This is a genomic window from Vibrio sp. J2-3(2022), assembly GCF_021725735.1.
Taxonomy (GTDB): Bacteria; Pseudomonadota; Gammaproteobacteria; order Enterobacterales; family Vibrionaceae; genus Vibrio; species Vibrio diabolicus.
The window spans coordinates 350,460-367,820 of the sequence record NZ_JAKKCK010000001.1 but is presented as its reverse complement, the minus strand read 5'-3'; the positions used below and the strand labels follow the sequence as shown (position 1 = coordinate 367,820).

General features: G+C 44.9%; 15 protein-coding genes. 8 read left to right on the top strand and 7 right to left on the bottom strand.

What is annotated here, in order from left to right; all coding sequences use genetic code 11:
- Positions 1-86 precede the first annotated feature (86 nt).
- Together vmeZ and vmeY are read right to left on the bottom strand one after the other, a co-directional pair.
- Positions 87-3,239, bottom strand: coding sequence for a multidrug efflux RND transporter permease subunit VmeZ (gene vmeZ, locus L3V27_RS01755; RefSeq protein ID WP_237310831.1), 3,153 nt, complete (start codon positions 3,237-3,239; stop codon positions 87-89).
- 8 nt (positions 3,240-3,247) lie between these two features.
- Entirely contained in the window at positions 3,248-4,375 is a 1,128-nt protein-coding gene (gene vmeY, locus L3V27_RS01750; protein WP_005396140.1) for a multidrug efflux RND transporter periplasmic adaptor subunit VmeY, read from the bottom strand.
- A gap of 418 nt (positions 4,376-4,793) precedes the next feature.
- Here vmeY and L3V27_RS01745 point away from each other — a divergent pair, with 418 nt between their 5' ends.
- Positions 4,794-5,258: a cytidine/deoxycytidylate deaminase family protein gene (locus tag L3V27_RS01745; RefSeq protein ID WP_005373515.1), complete on the top strand. Its 465-nt coding sequence runs from the start codon at positions 4,794-4,796 to the stop codon at positions 5,256-5,258.
- 87 nt (positions 5,259-5,345) lie between these two features.
- Here the strand turns inward: L3V27_RS01745 and pepT are convergent, their stop codons facing one another.
- Both pepT and L3V27_RS01735 read right to left on the bottom strand, forming a co-directional pair.
- On the bottom strand, positions 5,346-6,575 hold the full coding sequence (gene pepT, locus L3V27_RS01740; protein WP_048624837.1) for a peptidase T: 1,230 nt from the start codon (positions 6,573-6,575) through the stop codon (positions 5,346-5,348).
- Positions 6,576-6,745: 170 nt separating this feature from the next.
- Positions 6,746-7,609, bottom strand: coding sequence for a DUF6279 family lipoprotein (locus L3V27_RS01735; protein ID WP_109168973.1), 864 nt, complete (start codon positions 7,607-7,609; stop codon positions 6,746-6,748).
- A 261-nt stretch (positions 7,610-7,870) separates the two neighbouring features.
- Here L3V27_RS01735 and L3V27_RS01730 point away from each other — a divergent pair, with 261 nt between their 5' ends.
- Positions 7,871-8,044, top strand: a complete 174-nt coding sequence (locus L3V27_RS01730) for a hypothetical protein (protein WP_005373524.1) — start codon at positions 7,871-7,873, stop codon at positions 8,042-8,044.
- An 89-nt stretch (positions 8,045-8,133) separates the two neighbouring features.
- Here the strand turns inward: L3V27_RS01730 and L3V27_RS01725 are convergent, their stop codons facing one another.
- Together L3V27_RS01725 and narQ are read right to left on the bottom strand one after the other, a co-directional pair.
- Positions 8,134-8,766 carry a response regulator gene (locus tag L3V27_RS01725; RefSeq protein WP_005398453.1) on the bottom strand — a complete coding sequence of 211 codons (633 nt, stop codon included), beginning with the start codon at positions 8,764-8,766 and terminating at the stop codon, positions 8,134-8,136.
- A complete protein-coding gene (gene narQ / locus L3V27_RS01720; protein WP_048625157.1) occupies positions 8,753-10,489 on the bottom strand; it encodes a nitrate/nitrite two-component system sensor histidine kinase NarQ in 1,737 nt (578 codons plus the stop codon). Before narQ ends, L3V27_RS01725 begins: the two co-directional genes overlap by 14 nt.
- Positions 10,490-10,736: 247 nt before the next feature.
- On the opposite strand from narQ, the gene napF reads away from it, so the two are divergent.
- From napF to L3V27_RS01690, 6 genes are all read left to right on the top strand, one after another.
- Positions 10,737-11,222 (top strand): ferredoxin-type protein NapF, encoded by a 486-nt coding sequence (gene napF, locus L3V27_RS01715; RefSeq protein ID WP_225460949.1) that lies wholly within the window; start codon positions 10,737-10,739, stop codon positions 11,220-11,222.
- Between the two features lie 41 nt (positions 11,223-11,263).
- Complete coding sequence (locus tag L3V27_RS01710) at positions 11,264-11,572, top strand: chaperone NapD (protein WP_005398456.1); 309 nt, start codon at positions 11,264-11,266, stop codon at positions 11,570-11,572.
- Positions 11,569-14,058, top strand: a complete 2,490-nt coding sequence (napA, locus tag L3V27_RS01705) for a periplasmic nitrate reductase subunit alpha (protein WP_006741149.1) — start codon at positions 11,569-11,571, stop codon at positions 14,056-14,058. The genes L3V27_RS01710 and napA overlap by 4 nt, the downstream gene beginning before the upstream one ends.
- Before the next feature lie 78 nt (positions 14,059-14,136).
- The gene (locus L3V27_RS01700) at positions 14,137-14,592 is read left to right on the top strand and encodes a nitrate reductase cytochrome c-type subunit (protein WP_031780699.1); all 456 of its coding nucleotides are present in this window, start codon (positions 14,137-14,139) and stop codon (positions 14,590-14,592) included.
- Between the two features lie 28 nt (positions 14,593-14,620).
- Positions 14,621-15,199: a NapC/NirT family cytochrome c gene (locus L3V27_RS01695; RefSeq protein ID WP_005398274.1), complete on the top strand. Its 579-nt coding sequence runs from the start codon at positions 14,621-14,623 to the stop codon at positions 15,197-15,199.
- 11 nt (positions 15,200-15,210) lie between these two features.
- Positions 15,211-15,345 carry a TIGR02808 family protein gene (locus L3V27_RS01690; RefSeq protein WP_005373546.1) on the top strand — a complete coding sequence of 45 codons (135 nt, stop codon included), beginning with the start codon at positions 15,211-15,213 and terminating at the stop codon, positions 15,343-15,345.
- Between the two features lie 203 nt (positions 15,346-15,548).
- Here L3V27_RS01690 and phaC read toward each other — a convergent pair whose 3' ends face one another.
- Positions 15,549-17,324 (bottom strand): class I poly(R)-hydroxyalkanoic acid synthase, encoded by a 1,776-nt coding sequence (phaC, locus tag L3V27_RS01685; protein ID WP_006741150.1) that lies wholly within the window; start codon positions 17,322-17,324, stop codon positions 15,549-15,551.
- Between the last annotated feature and the right edge of the window lie 37 nt (positions 17,325-17,361).

The window sequence follows — 17,361 nt, the reverse complement described above, 5'->3', positions numbered from 1 at the left end:
CCTACAAATAAAAAGCCCGAGGCAGTCATTGCTTCGGGCTTTTTTTTGACTTTAACTTCGTGCTCTACTGTGCACAGCGGGTGTGATTACTCATCATCAAGAGGAACCAACTTGGTGTTGCCGCCATGAACTTTCTCACGCTGTCTTTGCACCAGAGCGTAGAAGCCAGGGATCAAGAATGTACCTGCTAGAAGCACACACAATAGACCACCAATCAGCGACACGCCGAGCGAGTTTTGGCTCACGTGCCCTGCACCTGCGGCGAAGATCAGCGGGAAGATACCCAGGATAAACGACCAAGATGTCATATTCACAGCGCGGAAACGTAACGTGCCTCCTTTAACCGCTGCACTATCGATATCAGCATCTTTTTCTTCACGTTCTTGCTTGGCGAACTCCACAATCAAAATTGCGTTTTTCGCCGCCAAGGCTATGAGCAAGACAAGACCAATTTGCGCATACAAGTTAAGCGGTGTCCCAGTCAGATTCAACGCCAAGAAGGAGCCTAACGTTGCTACTGGCACCACCAAAATGATGGCTAATGGAATACTCCAGCTCTCATATTGTGCCACCATGAACAAGTAAATGAAGATCAAAGCCAGCGCAAACGCATAAATGGCTTGGTTACCCGCAAGTACTTCCTGATAAGCCATACCTGTCCATTCATACGTGTATCCCTGCGGGAGAACTTCAGCAGCAACGCGTTCCATTGCAGCAATCGCATCACCACTAGAGTAACCCGGTGCTGGTTGGCCTTGAATGATAGCACTGCGGTACATGTTGTAACGCCATGCCACATCAGGCTCAAACACTTGCTCGTAGCTCACTAGCGTACTTAACGGAACCATATCACCGTTCGAAGAACGAACATGGAAACGCTCTAGATCTTCCATGCTGCTACGGTGCTGGCTATCAGCTTGCATGGTTACGCGGAAGTTCTTACCAAACATGGTGAAGTCATTCACATAAAGCGAACCTAAGTTGCCTTGCAAGGTTTGGAAAATAGACGATAGCGAAATACCCAACTGCTGCGCTTTCTCACGGTCGATATCAACGTAGTAGTGCGGAACATTCGCGCGGAACGTGCTAAACGTGTAGGCAATTTCAGGGGCTTGGTTGGCCGCTTGGATCATTTCTCCCATGACCATCGACAAATCGGTACGGCTTCGCCCTAGCGTATCTTCAAGCACAAACTCAAAACCAGACGCTGCCCCCATACCAGGAACCGCTGGTGGCCCCATCGCAAACACAACCGCTTGAGGCAACTCTGTTGCAGCACGACCGTTAATACGCGCCGCGATGGCATTGGCAGAGTGTTCCCCTTGCAACGAGTTACGAGTATCCCAGTCATGCAGTTTGATAAACACAGATGCACCGTTTGATGCCGCTGCGCCTGTCATAAACGAGTAACCGTTCGCAACCGTCACGCCATCCACACCAGGTTCTTCACCAATCATGTTCATTAAATCATTGGTGACTTCTTCAGTACGAGATAAAGATGCTGAATCTGGTAGCTGAACGTTAACCAGCAAAATGCCTTTATCTTCTTGAGGAACAAACGCTGTTGAGGTGGTTTTCGCAAAGAAAGTGACCGCCGCGATAGCGACTATAAAGAACGTCACGAGTAGCAAAGATTTCTTCACCAAGAAACCAGCGACCTGACCATAACGCGTTGTGATACGCTCTAAGCCTCGGTTGAAAGCCTGGAACCAGTTAGCCGTGTTGCCCCCACCCTGCTTCAATACCAAAGAACAAAGTGCTGGAGACAGCGTCAATGCGTTAATGGATGAGATCACAACCGAAATACAGATGGTCAAAGCGAACTGGCGATACATGATTCCAGTGATACCCGGCAGCATCGCGACTGGTATGAATACCGCAAGTAGAACCAAGGTCGACGTGATGATTGGGCCCGTTACTTCTTTCATCGCTAGCAATGTCGCTTTACGCGGTGAAATGGTTGGGTCTTTCGCCATGGTGGTATCGACGTTTTCGATAACCAGAATCGCATCGTCCACCACGATACCAATCGCGAGGATCAAGCCAAACAAAGTGACCGTATTGATGGTGAAGCCCGTCGCCTGCATGATGGCAAACGTACCAATCAGAGAAACGGGGATCGCAACAACAGGAATCAAAGTTGCGCGCGCACTACCCAAAAACAAGTAAGTTACAGCAATCACCAATAGAATCGCTTCAATCAGTGTTTTGACTACCCCTTTGATCGATTCAGATACGAACACGGTTGTATCGTAGCTGGTCTCATACGCCATGCCCTCAGGGAAGTTTTTACTCAAGTCCTCAAGCAGCTCCATGACGGCCTGACCACTTTCTAACGCGTTCGCATCCGATTGAAGAGACAATGCAACAATTGACGCGTCCTGACCACGGAATTTACCGTTACCATCGTAGAACTTTTTACCTAGTTCGACACGAGCGACATCTTTCAGATAAACCGTGGAACCATTTTGATTAGCTCGAAGGACAACGTTCTCAAACTCGCTCACGCTTTCCAAGCGACCTTTGGTCACAAGGTTAAACTGAACTTCTTGTGGATTGTTGTATGGTGCTGCACCTACACGCCCTGCCGCAACTTGAACGTTCTGTTCAGCCAAAGCGGCGTATACGTCTGACGTAGTTAGCTTAAGGTTGGCCATTTTTTCCGGATCTAACCAAACACGCATTGCGTATTCGCCACCACCAATCACGTTAACTTCACTGATGCCTTTCGCACGAGCCAGCTGATCTTTTACATTCAAGTTAATGTAGTTAATCAAGAACTGATCATCGTATTTGCCATCAGGTGAATAGAAGTTAAGTACCATCAGCAAGTCAGGTGAACGCTTTTTCACCGTCACACCAACCATGCGCACTTCTTGAGGCAGTTTTGACTCGATCTGTGACACACGGTTTTGCACGTTTACTTGCGCCATGTCTGGATCGGTCCCGACATCGAACGTGACATTTAGGCTGTATGAGCCATCGTTCGCGCTCTTTGAAGACATGTAGATCATGTCCTCAACACCATTGACCGACGTCTCTATGGGGTCCGCAATGGCCTGCTCGACAACTTCCGCACTCGCACCGGTGTAGTATGCCGAAACGCTGACTGATGGCGGACTTATCTGTGGGTACTCCGCCACTGGCAAAATCGCCAGTGAGATCGCGCCTGCTAGCGTTAATATGATCGAAATAACCAGCGCGAATTTAGGTCTCTGAATAAAGAAACGACTTAACATAGTGCCCCCTACTGCTTATCTTCAGCAGGTGTTTGAATGCGCACTTCTACACCATTACGCACACGCTGTAGGCCCTGTGTAATAACCGTATCTTCCTGTTCGAGGCCTTCTCGAATGATAATGCCTTGTTCAACCTGAGGTCCAAGCTCGACGTTACGACGCTCTGCCACACTTCCCTCAGCCATCACCATCACAAAGTCACCTTCTAAGTCAGTCTGTACGGCACGTCGTGGGATAACAATAACGTCTTTCGTGTTCTTATCTCTCAAGTTCACTTTGATGTGCTGACCCGGAAGTAACTTCTGCTCTGGGTTTGGCACTAGCGCACGCATTGCAATCGTACCAGTTTTGGTATCAATACGATTACCTAAGAAATCGAGCTTACCGAGATGCTCAAAAAACTGGCCATTTTCCAGCTCAAGCTGAACTTCAACTCTGTTTGATTCTGCTGAGCCGTCGCCTTTGACTTGATCCATACCCATGGCTAAGCGCTCGCGCTCACTCACACTAAATGAAGTATGCACTGGGTCTAAGCTCACCAATGTCGTCAGCACGCCAGATGAAGGGGAAACAAGATCACCGGTACTCACTTTAGTATCGCTAATACGACCGCTGAACGGAGCTCGGATTTGAGTATAGGAAAGGTTAACTTCAGCAAGCTTAAGCTGAGCGTTTGCTGCTTCTAGCTCGGCTTTCGCACCAAGAAGTGCCGCAGTTAAGGCGTCAAACTCAGATTGAGAGATACTACCGCGAGGCAACAAGTTTTTACCTCGGGTGTGGTCTAGTTCCGCTTTTTTTAGCGCGGCTTTTGCTTGTGCAAGTGCCGCTTTAGCGCTCGCGACTTGTGCTTCAAAAGAAGATGGCTCGATAGAATAAAGAAGCTGCCCTTTTTCTACCATTTGCCCCTCTTCAAAGTGACGAGCTTTTAAATAGCCAGAAATCTGCGCGGTAATATTGGTATCTTCTACTGCTTCAATGCGACCGATATAAGACTTGCTCGGTTGGTAGTCGATAACCGTGACATCCTGAGTCACTACGAGAGGCGCTTGGCCTTCCCTTTGGGCATTATTAGCTTCCCCGCATCCAGCGAGGATTGCTGTAGCCGCCATTAGTGCGACAAGTGGTTTCTTTTGCATGTATTTACCGTCTTTATAGAACAGGATATTGTTGAATTCCCATCAACCTTACTCCTTGCTGCAACTGAAAACTTCACTCAGAAGCCCCCAAAATGTTTCTAAATGTAAACATGAGAAACAAAAAGAAAATAAAGTAATTTAGTTAACAGTGATATTTAATGAACAATATACAAACAGATCAATCATAACTATTTGATATACACTCTCACGCATCGTGCATTTAGAGGCGCTAGGAAACGCTAATTGAGATATCGTAATAAAGACGGAAAGTGAGATTCGGTGCTCAAGATAAGAACGTTTTATGGTTAAAAAGACAAAAAATGACGCCTTCATACTCAAGACCCCGATTTTGACTATTTTTTTAATATAAATGGGTTATCATTCAATTAATTCAACGCCTTCGACAGAGAGGATAACTATGATTTCTAAATGGGCGAAACGCTTTTACCAGATGGCAGAACTAGTGGCGTCTTGGAGTAAGGACCCATCAACACAAGTCGGTGCAGTTATCACTAAACAGAATCGCATTGTATCTGTTGGATTTAATGGCTACCCGCACGGTGTTTCTGACAGTGTCGATACCGATGAACGCGAGTTGAAATACCTTAAAACACTACACGCGGAAGAGAACGCAATTTTGTTCTCAAAACGTGATTTAGACGGATGTGATATTTGGGTGACGCATTTTCCATGTCCTAACTGCGCGGCAAAGATCATTCAAACAGGGATCTCACACGTGCACTGCCCTGAGCAATCTGAAGACTTTCTATCTCGCTGGGGAGATAAAATCCAAGTCAGCCAAGACATGTTCGATCAAGCGGGTGTGAAAGTCGACTGGCTACCACTAGAAGACATTGAAATTGAAGACAAAGACGTACGTTAATGTTTCGTTTTTGAATTTAAAAATAGCCCAGATGACTCTGGGCTATTTTTCCCCATTCAATCGACAAGAACCGCTCGACCTGGTCTGTTAACCGTGTTTTTTCGCGGTGATTTCAGCAATTTTGACGATGACAAGCACTGACTTCTCCATCATTTCAACCGAAATAAACTCATGAATCCCATGGAAGTTAAAACCACCAGTGAAGATATTCGGGCACGGCAACCCCATAAAAGATAAACGAGCGCCATCTGTACCACCACGAATAGGTTTTATAATCGGCTCCACATCACACGCTTCCATCGCTTGCTTCGCTAGCTCAATGATATGCGGGTAAGGCTCAACCATTTCTCTCATATTGTAATAGCTGTCTGTTATTTTCAGTTCTACAGAACCATGGCGTAAGCCCGCGTTCATGTCATCAACGAGTTTCTGCATAAAGGCTTTTCGCTCTTCAAGGCCCTGACGATCAAAGTCTCGGATAATGTAACCAAGTTCGCTTCGCGCCACGCCCATTTCTGCCGATTTTAAATGGAAGAACCCTTCGTAGCCTTCTGTTGTTTCGGGAGTTTGATCTTGAGGCATTTGAACCTGAAATTTCGCAGCCAAGTTCATCGCATTAACCATTTTACCTTTTGCAGTACCAGGGTGAACGCTGACACCATGAAAAATCACATCGGCGTTTGCCGCATTAAAATTTTCGTATTCCAGCTCACCTTGCGGGCCACCATCAATAGTGTATGCCCATTTCGCGCCAAACTTTTCAACATCAAATAAATCTGCGCCCCGGCCAATCTCTTCATCTGGTGTAAAGCCGATACAAATGTCGCCGTGTGGAATGTCTGGATTTTCTAGTAACAGCGCGACTGCAGAGAGAATCTCAGCAATACCAGCTTTGTTATCCGCGCCAAGTAATGTAGTGCCATCGGTAGTGATAAGATTGTGGCCATGTAGATGATGTAAATCTGGGTATTGCACCGGAGATAACACTTCATCCCCCAACCCTAGCGCAATATCGCCGCCTTGGTAATCTTCAATAAATTGCGGTTTTACGTTTTTTCCTGAGGCGTCAGGCGCGGTATCCATATGGGCAATAAAGCCGATAGGCGGCACCTCATAATCAACGTTAGCTGGCAGTCTAGCCATCAAGTAGCCATTTTTATCTAATGTCACATCACTTAAGCCAAGTTCGATCATCTCTTTCTTAAGCAACTCAGCAAACACAAGCTGACCAGGCGAGCTTGGGCAAAGCGTAACATGTGGATTTGATTGGGTATCGAACGTGACGTAGCGAAGAAATCTTTCAACTAAATGTTTCATATTTATTCTCATTGTTTTTATACGATGAGGCTTTATCAACCATCAGCAAGCTGACCTTACCTCATCAAACCTCAAGCTATGTTACGCTCTTAGCTCAATAAGAATTTGCTTTGAATCATTTTTTCATAAGAAAGGCTACTGCACATCCCCTCGTCAATTGAAGCATGAATCTAATCTAATAATTCCTCAGCTAGTACTCGCCACTCTTTTACCTTACCGCGAAAATGAAGCCATTGTTTATCGGTCATAGATTGAGAAATATCTAATGTCAGTTGATCGACCAGCACAAAGTTAGAATCAATATTTTTAGAAAGCTGCTCACTGTAATAGCTCTCTGGCTCGAACAACAGGCGCATAAATATATCCTGATAAGTGACAGCATTGGACTTGTTGTCGAACAGATATTCGAGCTCTTGATATATCGTTGCTCGATAACCTCTCCATAAAGGACTGTTAAGAGTGACTTGTTGAGAAAACGTTTGAGCTAATTGGCGCTGACTTTCTGATAGGCTTCCCAACCACTCTTCCATCCATTCTTCTGTGTTATCTAGAATAATTTCACGTATTTCATCTTCCGTTTTATCCGCATATTTTGCGTTTCGCTCTTGATAATGCTCTTGTACATTACTCAGAAATTCCCGTTCTTGATCTTTAGTTAACTGTAAACTCAAAGCAAAAAGGTCTGGTGCCGCTTTGCTTACCACTCTATCGTAATGCGCTCGCATTCTATCTCGATTTTCCTGCAAATAATTTAGGGTTATATCGCTCGCTTTTAATCTCTCAAGCTCTTTTAAATGATCGATATATAACGGTAACTCTTCTTTCTTATGCCATTCTGCTAACAATAATAAGCGTTCTTCGACCAAGACTTCTTGTTCACCTTGCAGAGAAACATAATCCTCTATGTAATCGATAACGAACCAATCGATATTGCTGTATAGAAACTTCTTCGTACATCCGGCAAGAAGAAATACGAAACAAAATAGAAGGCCATAACCAAGCACCTTATTAGATACACCCTGTAATTTAGTCACTTATTCGTATTCCCTTTTCTATTGATTAAGTTCTATACTCAACTTGTATCACTTAATATTGCGGCAAACTTACACCAGTGTGACAAATATTGATTGCCACCTTAATAATATATAGAGTTTGAAATTAACTTTTTGATCACAGCTATCCGCAAAAAAGTGAGTTAGAGCGCAATTATCGGCTAAAAAATACACCGAACGACGCTCCCTATAACGGCATATAATTTGCATGGATGTTTTTTGGATGGTTTATGGAGGCGAAGTATGGCAGCCGCTGAGCAACTTGATACCAGTGTAGAATATGAGATTCGATATTTTGAACAGGGGAAAATGCACTGCATGAGAGTCATTGCTGAAAGCAAAAAAGTGGCTTATCAGTACTATTTAGAGTGCGGTAAGCACAACAGTGACTTGTACTCTATTCGCCCAGACAAATAAAAAAACCGCCTTTAAGGCGGTTTTTTTATTATTAAAATCACGCTAAACAATTGATTCTATTCGTGGTTTTGGATTGTTCTTCAACTGTATTATTTGATGTCGCCAAAGCGCTCAAGATAAAGAACGGTTGCCGCAGTACGAGAAGGAACTTGAAGCTTTTTAAGTAAACTCTTCATATGCACTTTAACCGTTGATTCAGAAATAAAAAGACGATCGGCAATCTGCTTGTTGCGGAAACCTCTTGCCACCTCTCTTAAGATCTGCGTTTCGCGATCCGTCAGCGTATCAAAAACGTCCTCTTGTCCTGAACGCTCACTCAAATACTTAGAAACTTCTTGGCTGTAAGCTTTGTCACCTTGATGCGCTTGTTTTAGCAACTCAACCAGCTCATCAGGCTCAGTATCTTTCAATAAATAGCCATCTGCGCCACTTCGAACTATTGCTTCTATGTCAGCAGGACTATCCGATACGGTTAAGATAACAATTCGAGCTTCACAACCATCAGCACGTAGCGCTTGTAAGGTATCGAGGCCTGACATGCCTTTCATATTGAGATCAAGAAGTACAAGATCCAGTTCCAGCTCATGCGCTTTCGCTACCGCATCTGCGCCATTACTTGCTTCTGCAACGACTTCAAACTCAGGCTCAAAGCTTAAAAGTTGATGAATACCTCGTCGCATGAGTGGATGATCATCCACCAGCATTACTTTACACACTGTCACTGTTTACTTCCTTACTATGTTGGAATTCTAGTTTTACGGTACAGCCTTTGTTGATCGATGCTTCAATATGAAGATCGGCATGCAGCCTAGCGGCTCGCTCTTGCATGATACTCATACCGTAATGATTTAATTTTTCGTCTTGATGTTCAAAGCCTATTCCATCATCGGTAACGGTTACTGTGACTTTTCCATCATTATCAAGACATTGAATGTGAATATTATCTGCTTGCGCATGCTTGATGGCATTAATTGCCGCTTCTCTTATCAACTGTAGTAAATGAACCTGCTGGTGTGCATCCAGTTCAGTTGAAGAAAGTCTATTTTTTAACGTAATGTCAGCGACGGTTTGTTCGTTGAGCGTTTCGACCATATCTTGCAATGCTTGGCCAAAACTGCCCTCTTTAATCGTAAGACGAAACGTCGTCAGTAATTCGCGTAGTTGGGTATAAGCAGCAGATAAGCCCGTATCCAACTCGGCAATGACTTGATTCGCCTGAGCTATCGCTTTTTCATCAGGCAAGTTCTTTACGCTTCTCTTTAATAAAGCGACCTGAATTTTTAAATAAGAGAGTGCTTGAGCTAATGAATCATGCAGTTCCCGAGCAATGGTGGCTCGCTCTTCCATCAGTAGGATTTGTTCTGCTTGGCGTTGGGCTCGATTGTAATACACGGCACGCGATAAAATCTGCACAAAGTTGTCAATAAGAGCTTCGTTCGGACAAGGTAACCCGGCCTTCCAATACAAATAGCCTAAGTGCTCACCGTCCAACGTTAGAGCCTTACTGTGGCAATCTTCATCACAGTCGTGGCAGCACTCTTCCCCTTCCATCAATATCCAACTCGGTTCTCCCAATTGCTCTATTTCAAGTTTGACCGCTTTAATGCCCTCAAGACTTGCAATATGTTGCAATATGGCTTGGAAGTTATCCTGATTAATACGTGAAGCCGTTAACTCTTTCGACGAGTCATACAATACTTCTAAAGACTGATTCGCATGCTGTAATTTACGCGTTTTTTCATCAACCGCTTGTTCTAGCCCTCGGTATAACTTACCAAGGTCCGTCGCCATCCGATTAAAGGTTCGAGTCAGGATCCCCATTTCATTATCGCTGGATACATCAAGCGATATATTAAATGAGCGATTCTTAATTTGCTCGCTAGCAAAAACTAAAGCACGCAAAGGCCGTACAACTTCGAGGCGCACAAAATGGACAACAAACATACTGACACAAAGGATACCGCCTAACCCTAACCCGCCAATCCAAGCTAAGTTAATCAGCTTTTGCTCCGAAAAGCTTTGCAGCTTAAATACAAACTCATCGATCTGCTTTACAAAACCAGCCACTAGGAGTTGGTACTCCGCCGGGTTGTCTCCTCTCAACACCGACTTGAGTTCATGCCATCTCATAATAAGACGGTAGTAATCATGAGTAATGTCTTCTGGCACTGACCAATGCTGGAGTGCTTTCATGGAAGGTGAGTATATCGAATGTTCAAATGCGTCAATATGTGAAGAGTAATCAACAGATTTAATCTGAATATCATGTGCCAAACGATAACTTTGCATTCGCATTGAGCCAGCAACATTGACGGCTTCTGCATCATTCAAGCTTGACGCTAACGTAAAAATTGCAAAACCAGTCGTAGCAACTGAAAGCAGCAAAATAAGAAGCATCGCGGACGCAATCGTGCGCGTCACTGACTTTTTCACATTTTTAAACAATCTGAGTTCCTCGCCCATTAACAACCCTATTTGTACGTGCAATGAACCCATTACCTTTCAACTTTATCAATATGTGATCACCTGCGACGGAATTTATTGATCCAAAACAATATTGCATCCCATTTACCTCCTAAGAGGTATTTATACAAATATGTCAAAAACTACAATTTCGTTAGTTTAAATGACAGTTTATTAATGAAAATTGTGGACTATGCTTAGTTTGGGTTCCAAGTTTCGAGGTGACTAAGTGGTAGACCTTTCCAGAAGAAGACTCTTTGCAAGAAAAGCGCACCCCGACAACGCCGTACGTTTGCCTTGGTTAACCAAGCCAGAACAGTTTACGGACGATTGCACTCGCTGCGGTAAATGCATTGAGGCCTGCGAAACAAAGATTATAACTAAAAGTGATGGCGGATTCCCTGCGGTCGATTTTTCTATTGATGAGTGCACATTTTGTTATCAGTGTGCAGACGCCTGTCCTGAGCCCCTTTTCTTGCCAAAAACAGAGCAACCTTGGCAAGCGAAAGCAAGCATCAATGATAGCTGCTTAGCAAAACAAAATGTCGAATGCCGAAGCTGTGGGGATATGTGCGACCCGATGGCAATTCAGTTCAAATTAGAGCTGGGGAAAGTAGCACAACCCAATTTAGACCTTGATGAGTGTAACGGCTGCGGCGCCTGTGTTTCAGTGTGCCCGACTTCATCCATCAATGTGAGCAATATAACAGCCTAAGCCGTATGTCGTCGGCCAAAGGCAATAAATGAGAGAGCTATATGTCACTAAATGAAGTGCATATTTCAAGTTTGGTAGTACACGTACTGCCAGAACATCTGGACGAAATCAAACAACAGATCGAAGCACATGAAAATGCGGAAATCTATGGTGACAGTCCAGAAGGCAAGATTATCGTCGTGCTTGAAACCGAGAACCAAGGTTTTATCACAGACACTATCGATGCCATTAACAATTTACCAAATGTCTTGAGCACGGTATTGGTTTATCACCAAATCGAAACTGGGCTTGAAGAAACGGATGAAGAAGACACTGGAACACAACATTCCCAAATCGAGGGTGAAGTATGAAAATGACAAGACGTGCGTTTGTGAAAGCAAACGCGGCTGCATCAGCTGCTGCTGTCGCAGGTGTGACACTACCAGCATCTGCAGCCAACCTGATTGCAAGCTCTGATCAAACCAAAATCACATGGGACAAAGCACCTTGTCGTTTCTGTGGTACAGGCTGTTCTGTTCTTGTTGGTACTCAAAATGGCAAAGTGGTAGCAACACAGGGTGACCCAGAAGCACCAGTAAACAAAGGGCTAAATTGTATTAAAGGCTACTTCCTTTCTAAGATCATGTACGGTCAAGACCGTCTGACTCAGCCGATGCTGAGAATGAAAGATGGCAAATTCCACAAAGACGGTGAATTTACACCTATCTCTTGGGATGACGCTTTCGACATCATGGCTGAGAAATGGAAAGCTTCCCTCGAGAAAAAAGGTCCAACAAGCGTAGGTATGTTTGGCTCAGGCCAATGGACAGTAATGGAAGGCTACGCTGCGTCAAAGCTAATGAAAGCGGGCTTCCGTTCAAATAACATTGATCCAAACGCGCGTCACTGTATGGCTTCTGCTGTAGTTGGCTTTATGCGCGCATTCGGTATCGATGAGCCGATGGGTTGTTACGATGACTTTGAGAACGCAGACGCATTCGTTCTATGGGGCTCGAACATGGCAGAGATGCACCCTGTTCTATGGACTCGTATTACTGACCGTCGCCTAAGTCACCCTCACGTTAAAGTGAACGTGCTTTCTACTTACTACCACCGTTCATTTGAGTTGGCAGATCACGGCTACATTTTTAATCCACAGTCTGACCTAGCGATTGCTAACTTCATCGCGAACTACATCATCGAAAACGATGCGGTAAACTGGGACTTCGTGAACAAGCACACTAACTTCACTCAAGCAGATACCGACATCGGTTACGGCCTACGTGACGATGATCCGCTACAAAAAGCAGCGAAGAATCCTAACTCAGGCAAACTAACGTCTATCTCTTTCGAAGAGTACAAAAAGTCTGTTGCACCTTACACAGCTGAGAAAGCCTCTGAAATCTCTGGTGTTGAAAAAGAAAAGCTTATCGAGCTTGCGAAGCAATACGCCAATCCAAATACGAAAGTAATGTCACTTTGGACAATGGGTATGAACCAACATACTCGTGGCGTGTGGATGAATAACTTGGTTTACAACATCCACCTACTAACCGGTAAGATCTCAACTCCAGGTAACAGCCCATTCTCACTAACGGGTCAACCATCTGCGTGTGGTACGGCTCGTGAGGTTGGTACTTTCGCTCACCGTCTACCTGCAGACATGGTGGTTGCTAACCCTAAACACCGTAAGATTGCAGAAGACATCTGGAAACTGCCAGAAGGTACGATTCCACCAAAACCTGGCTTCCACGCCGTATTGCAAGACCGTATGCTGAATGACGGCGTTCTGAACTGTTACTGGGTTCAATGTAACAACAACATGCAAGCAGGTCCAAACATCAACACAGAACGTCTTCCAGGTTACCGCAACCCAGAAAACTTCATCGTTGTGTCTGACCCATACCCGACGGCAACAGCGCAAGCAGCAGACCTTATTCTTCCAACAGCAATGTGGATTGAGAAAGAAGGTGCTTACGGTAACGCAGAGCGTCGTACTCAAGCTTGGTACCAACAAGTGGGCACGGTCGGTCAGGCAAAATCTGACCTATGGCAGCTAATGGAGTTCTCGAAACGCTTCAAAATGGAAGAGGTGTGGCCTGAAGAGCTACTAGCGAAAGCGCCTCAGTACCGTGGTAAAACCATGTACGACGTACTATACCGCAATGGTAATGTCGACAAGTTCCCTATCGAAGAAGCACGCGAACTGAATGACGATGCCCACCACTTCGGTTTCTATGTTCAAAAAGGTCTGTTTGAGGAATACGCAACATTTGGCCGTGGTCACGGGCATGATTTAGCACCATACGACCGTTACCATGAAGTGCGTGGTCTACGTTGGCCAGTTGTTGATGGTAAGGAAACACAATGGCGCTTTAAAGAAGGTTCTGACCCATACGCAAAAGAAGGTTCTGGTTGGGATTTCTACGGCAATGCTGACGGCAAAGCGAAGATTATCTCTGCACCATATGAAGCGCCACCAGAAGTGCCAAACGATGAGTTTGATATGTGGCTATGTACTGGTCGTGTTCTTGAACATTGGCACACAGGCACCATGACTCGTCGTGTACCTGAGCTATACAAAGCAGTACCAGACGCAGTGTGTTACATGCACCCTGAAGACGCAAAAGCGCGTAACGTTCGTCGTGGTGAAGAAGTACTCATGGCAAACAAACGCGGCGAAGTACGCGTTCGTGTTGAAACTCGCGGTCGTAACCGTCCGCCAAAAGGTTTGGTATTCGTACCGTTCTTTGATGCACGTATTTTGATTAACAAGCTCATCCTAGATGCGACTGACCCACTGTCTAAACAGACAGACTTTAAGAAGTGTCCAGTCAAAATCACTAAGATTGCTTAACCTTCAGATACCGAATGCTACGGCCGTCACTATGGCGGCCTAATAAAGAATTTAAGCCATAAAGGCGGAGATGAAATGATGAAAAAATTACTTGTCGCACTTTTATCTGTAGGTGCTTTAGTGACAGGCATTGCGCAAGCTGAGTTAGATAATCCAGGTGGCATTGGTGGTCTAGAGTCTCTACGTGGAATGTCTCAATTGGAAGACACACGCCCAGCAGATGAGTTCAAAGACTTCCCTAAAGACCAGATTGTTGAAGATAGCTTTGTTTATCAACCACCGTTGATCCCACACAGCATCCGTCACTACGAAGTGTCGTTAAATGCTAATAAGTGTCTTGCGTGCCACAGCTGGAAAAATGCAAAAGAGTCAGGCGCGACTAAAATTAGCGTAACGCACTATGTAAACCGAGAAGATGCTGTATTGGCGGATATGTCTCCTCGTCGTTACTTCTGTTTGCAATGCCACGTGCCACAAACTAATGCTAAGCCACTAGTTGAAAACAAGTTCGAGGCAGTTGATTCGCTTCAGTAATTGAAACGCGAGTACGAAGAGGTTATTTATGAAAATACTTAAAGCGTTTTGGAAAAGACTGAAGAACCCAAGTAAAGCTGCCGCTGGTGTGGTTTTGTTCTTAGGTTTTGCTGGCGGTCTTTTGTTTTGGGGCGCATTCAACACAGGTATGGAGGCAACCAACACAGAAGAGTTCTGTTCTGGCTGTCACGCACCAATCGTTGCTGAAATTCAAGAAACAATTCACTACTCTAACCGTTCTGGTGTTCGTGCCATCTGCTCAGACTGTCACGTTCCTCATGAATGGACAGATAAGATCGTTCGTAAAGTACAAGCATCCAAAGAGCTATTCGCTCACTATGTTCTGCGTACTATCGATACACCAGAGAAGTTCCAAGAGCGTCGAGGACACCTTGCTGAGCGAGAGTGGGCACGAATGAAAAAGAATGACTCTCTTGAGTGTCGTAACTGTCACGAGTTTGATTATATGGATTACTCTCAACAAGGCTCACGAGCAGCGGAACAGCACTCTACTGCGCTAGCTTCTGGAGAGAAAACCTGCGTTGATTGTCACAAAGGCATCGCGCACAAACTACCGGACATGAGCGGCGTTGAAGGCTGGCACTAAGGAGACTTCCCATGAGTACTTTAGAATCTGTAATTTGGCATATCCTTGGCTATAGCGCCATGCCTGTGATTATTCTTTCCGGCTTTGTGGCAGTAGCAGCAATCTCTCTCTGGCTGCTGTCATTTGGTAAGGATAAAGAGGTGTAACGTAACGCACCTCTACCCGTCAACTTGCCTATTTGTTGACACTAAGCGCTGAGTATCTACTCGGCGCTTTTTTATTCACCGTCACTTTCGGCCCAAAATGTCCTCAACCGATACATATACTCAATCGGTATAATAAGGTAGTCAGTAACGACCAAAAAAAGCGACCATAAAGGTCGCTAAAATTTACTGCTATAGGGAGTTGTTTAAGATTCTTTTACTGGCAGAACCTGCTTGACGTATTGCCCTGGCGCTTCATCGATTGCTGGGTGGTCTTCCGAGCCAATAGGGAATGGTTCGACTTGCTCTTTTGGATTGAATTGAAGTAGCCATTCATTCCAATGTGTCCACCACGATCCCTCTTTGTGCTCGGCATTATTCAACCACTCGTCAGCCGAATCATCCAAAGTATCGTTCAACCAATAACCATACTTATTTTTCGCTGGAGGGTTCACGATACCCGCAATATGACCCGACTCACCGAGAACAAACGTTTTGTTGCCACCAGTGTTCAGGGCACCACGATAAGTTCCCTGCCATAACGCTATATGGTCTTCTTTCGTTGATACAAAATAGCTAGGAATTTTGATCTTGTTTAGGTCAATCCATACCCCACCAATTTTGACGCCTTTGTCTTGCACTAGCTTATTCTCTAAATAGAGCTCACGAAGCAAGAAGTTATGGGAGGCAGCACTCACGTTGGTACTGTCACTATTCCAGTACAACAAGTCAAAATCGACTGGGCTGTTGCCCTTCAAGTAGTTGTCGACATAGTAGTTCCAGTACAAGCTGTTTTCACGCAGTAAGCTGAATGTGACGCTTAATGAACGACCGTCCATATACCCTTTTGCGTTGTTTTGCGCCTCAATTGCACTCACAATGGTGTCATTGATGTACGCGCCAACTTCGCCTGGCTGAGAAAAGTCGAGCAATGTGGTGAAGAAAGTCGCTGATTTAATACGCTTCTTCATACGTTTTGCCGCATAGTACGCAACCGTGCTCGCCAGAACCGTACCACCGATACAGTAACCAGCCGCGTTGATTTGCTCTTGGCCCGTTATATCTTCAATTGCGGCGACGGCTTTGACGACGCCTTCTGTCACATAGTCACCAAACTCTACATGCGCTTGTGCCTTGCCTGGGTTGCGCCAAGACATCATAAATACGCTATGTCCCTGCTCTAGCAACCATCGAACCATTGAGTTCTTCGCTGTTAAGTCAAGGATGTAGTATTTATTAATGAAAGGAGGAACGATGAGCAGTGGCGTCGCATTCACTTTCTCTGTTAGAGGTCGATATTGAATCAACTCAAACAATTCGTTTTGAAAAACCACATCGCCCGGAGTGGTCGCAACGTCATCACCCACGCGGAATGCATTGTTATTCGTCATACGAATTTTCAAAATGTCCGCGCTGGACTCAACGTCTTCTTTTAACTGCTCTAAGCCAGCCAGCAGGTTTTGACCGTTTTGCTCAAGTGTCAGTTTCAAGAGTTCTGGGTTCGTCGCGATGAAATTCGAGGGGGAAAGTGCATTGATGGCTTGACGAGAAAAGAAAAGTATTCGCTCTTTAGATTTTTCATCCAAACCTTCGAGTGACTCAATTGTATCTAAATAAGTCTTGCTGAATAACAGGTAGGATTGCTTAATGAAGCTATACATCACCTCATTTTGCCACGCTTCATTAGAAAAACGCTTGTCCCCTTTTTCTGCTTCAATGATCTGTTTTTGGTTACCCGCCAACGCGACATTCTGCCAAATTTGTAGCTGCTGTTCCCACCATTCTGCTTGCAGTTTTAAGATCGCAGCAGGCTGATTTACAGCTTGTTCGAAGAGTTTGGCAGTGTCTTCCAAGTTCACTTCTTGCATGGCCTTATTTAAAGGAGAGTTCACGACTGCCTTGTTCACTTCGAAATCATGCCACCACTGTTGATTGGTTTGTTGAAGCTGTACAAGATAGTCCGAAAAGAAGTGCTGAAACATAGTCTTACTCCTATATTCGGAAAAAACAACGCCGCCC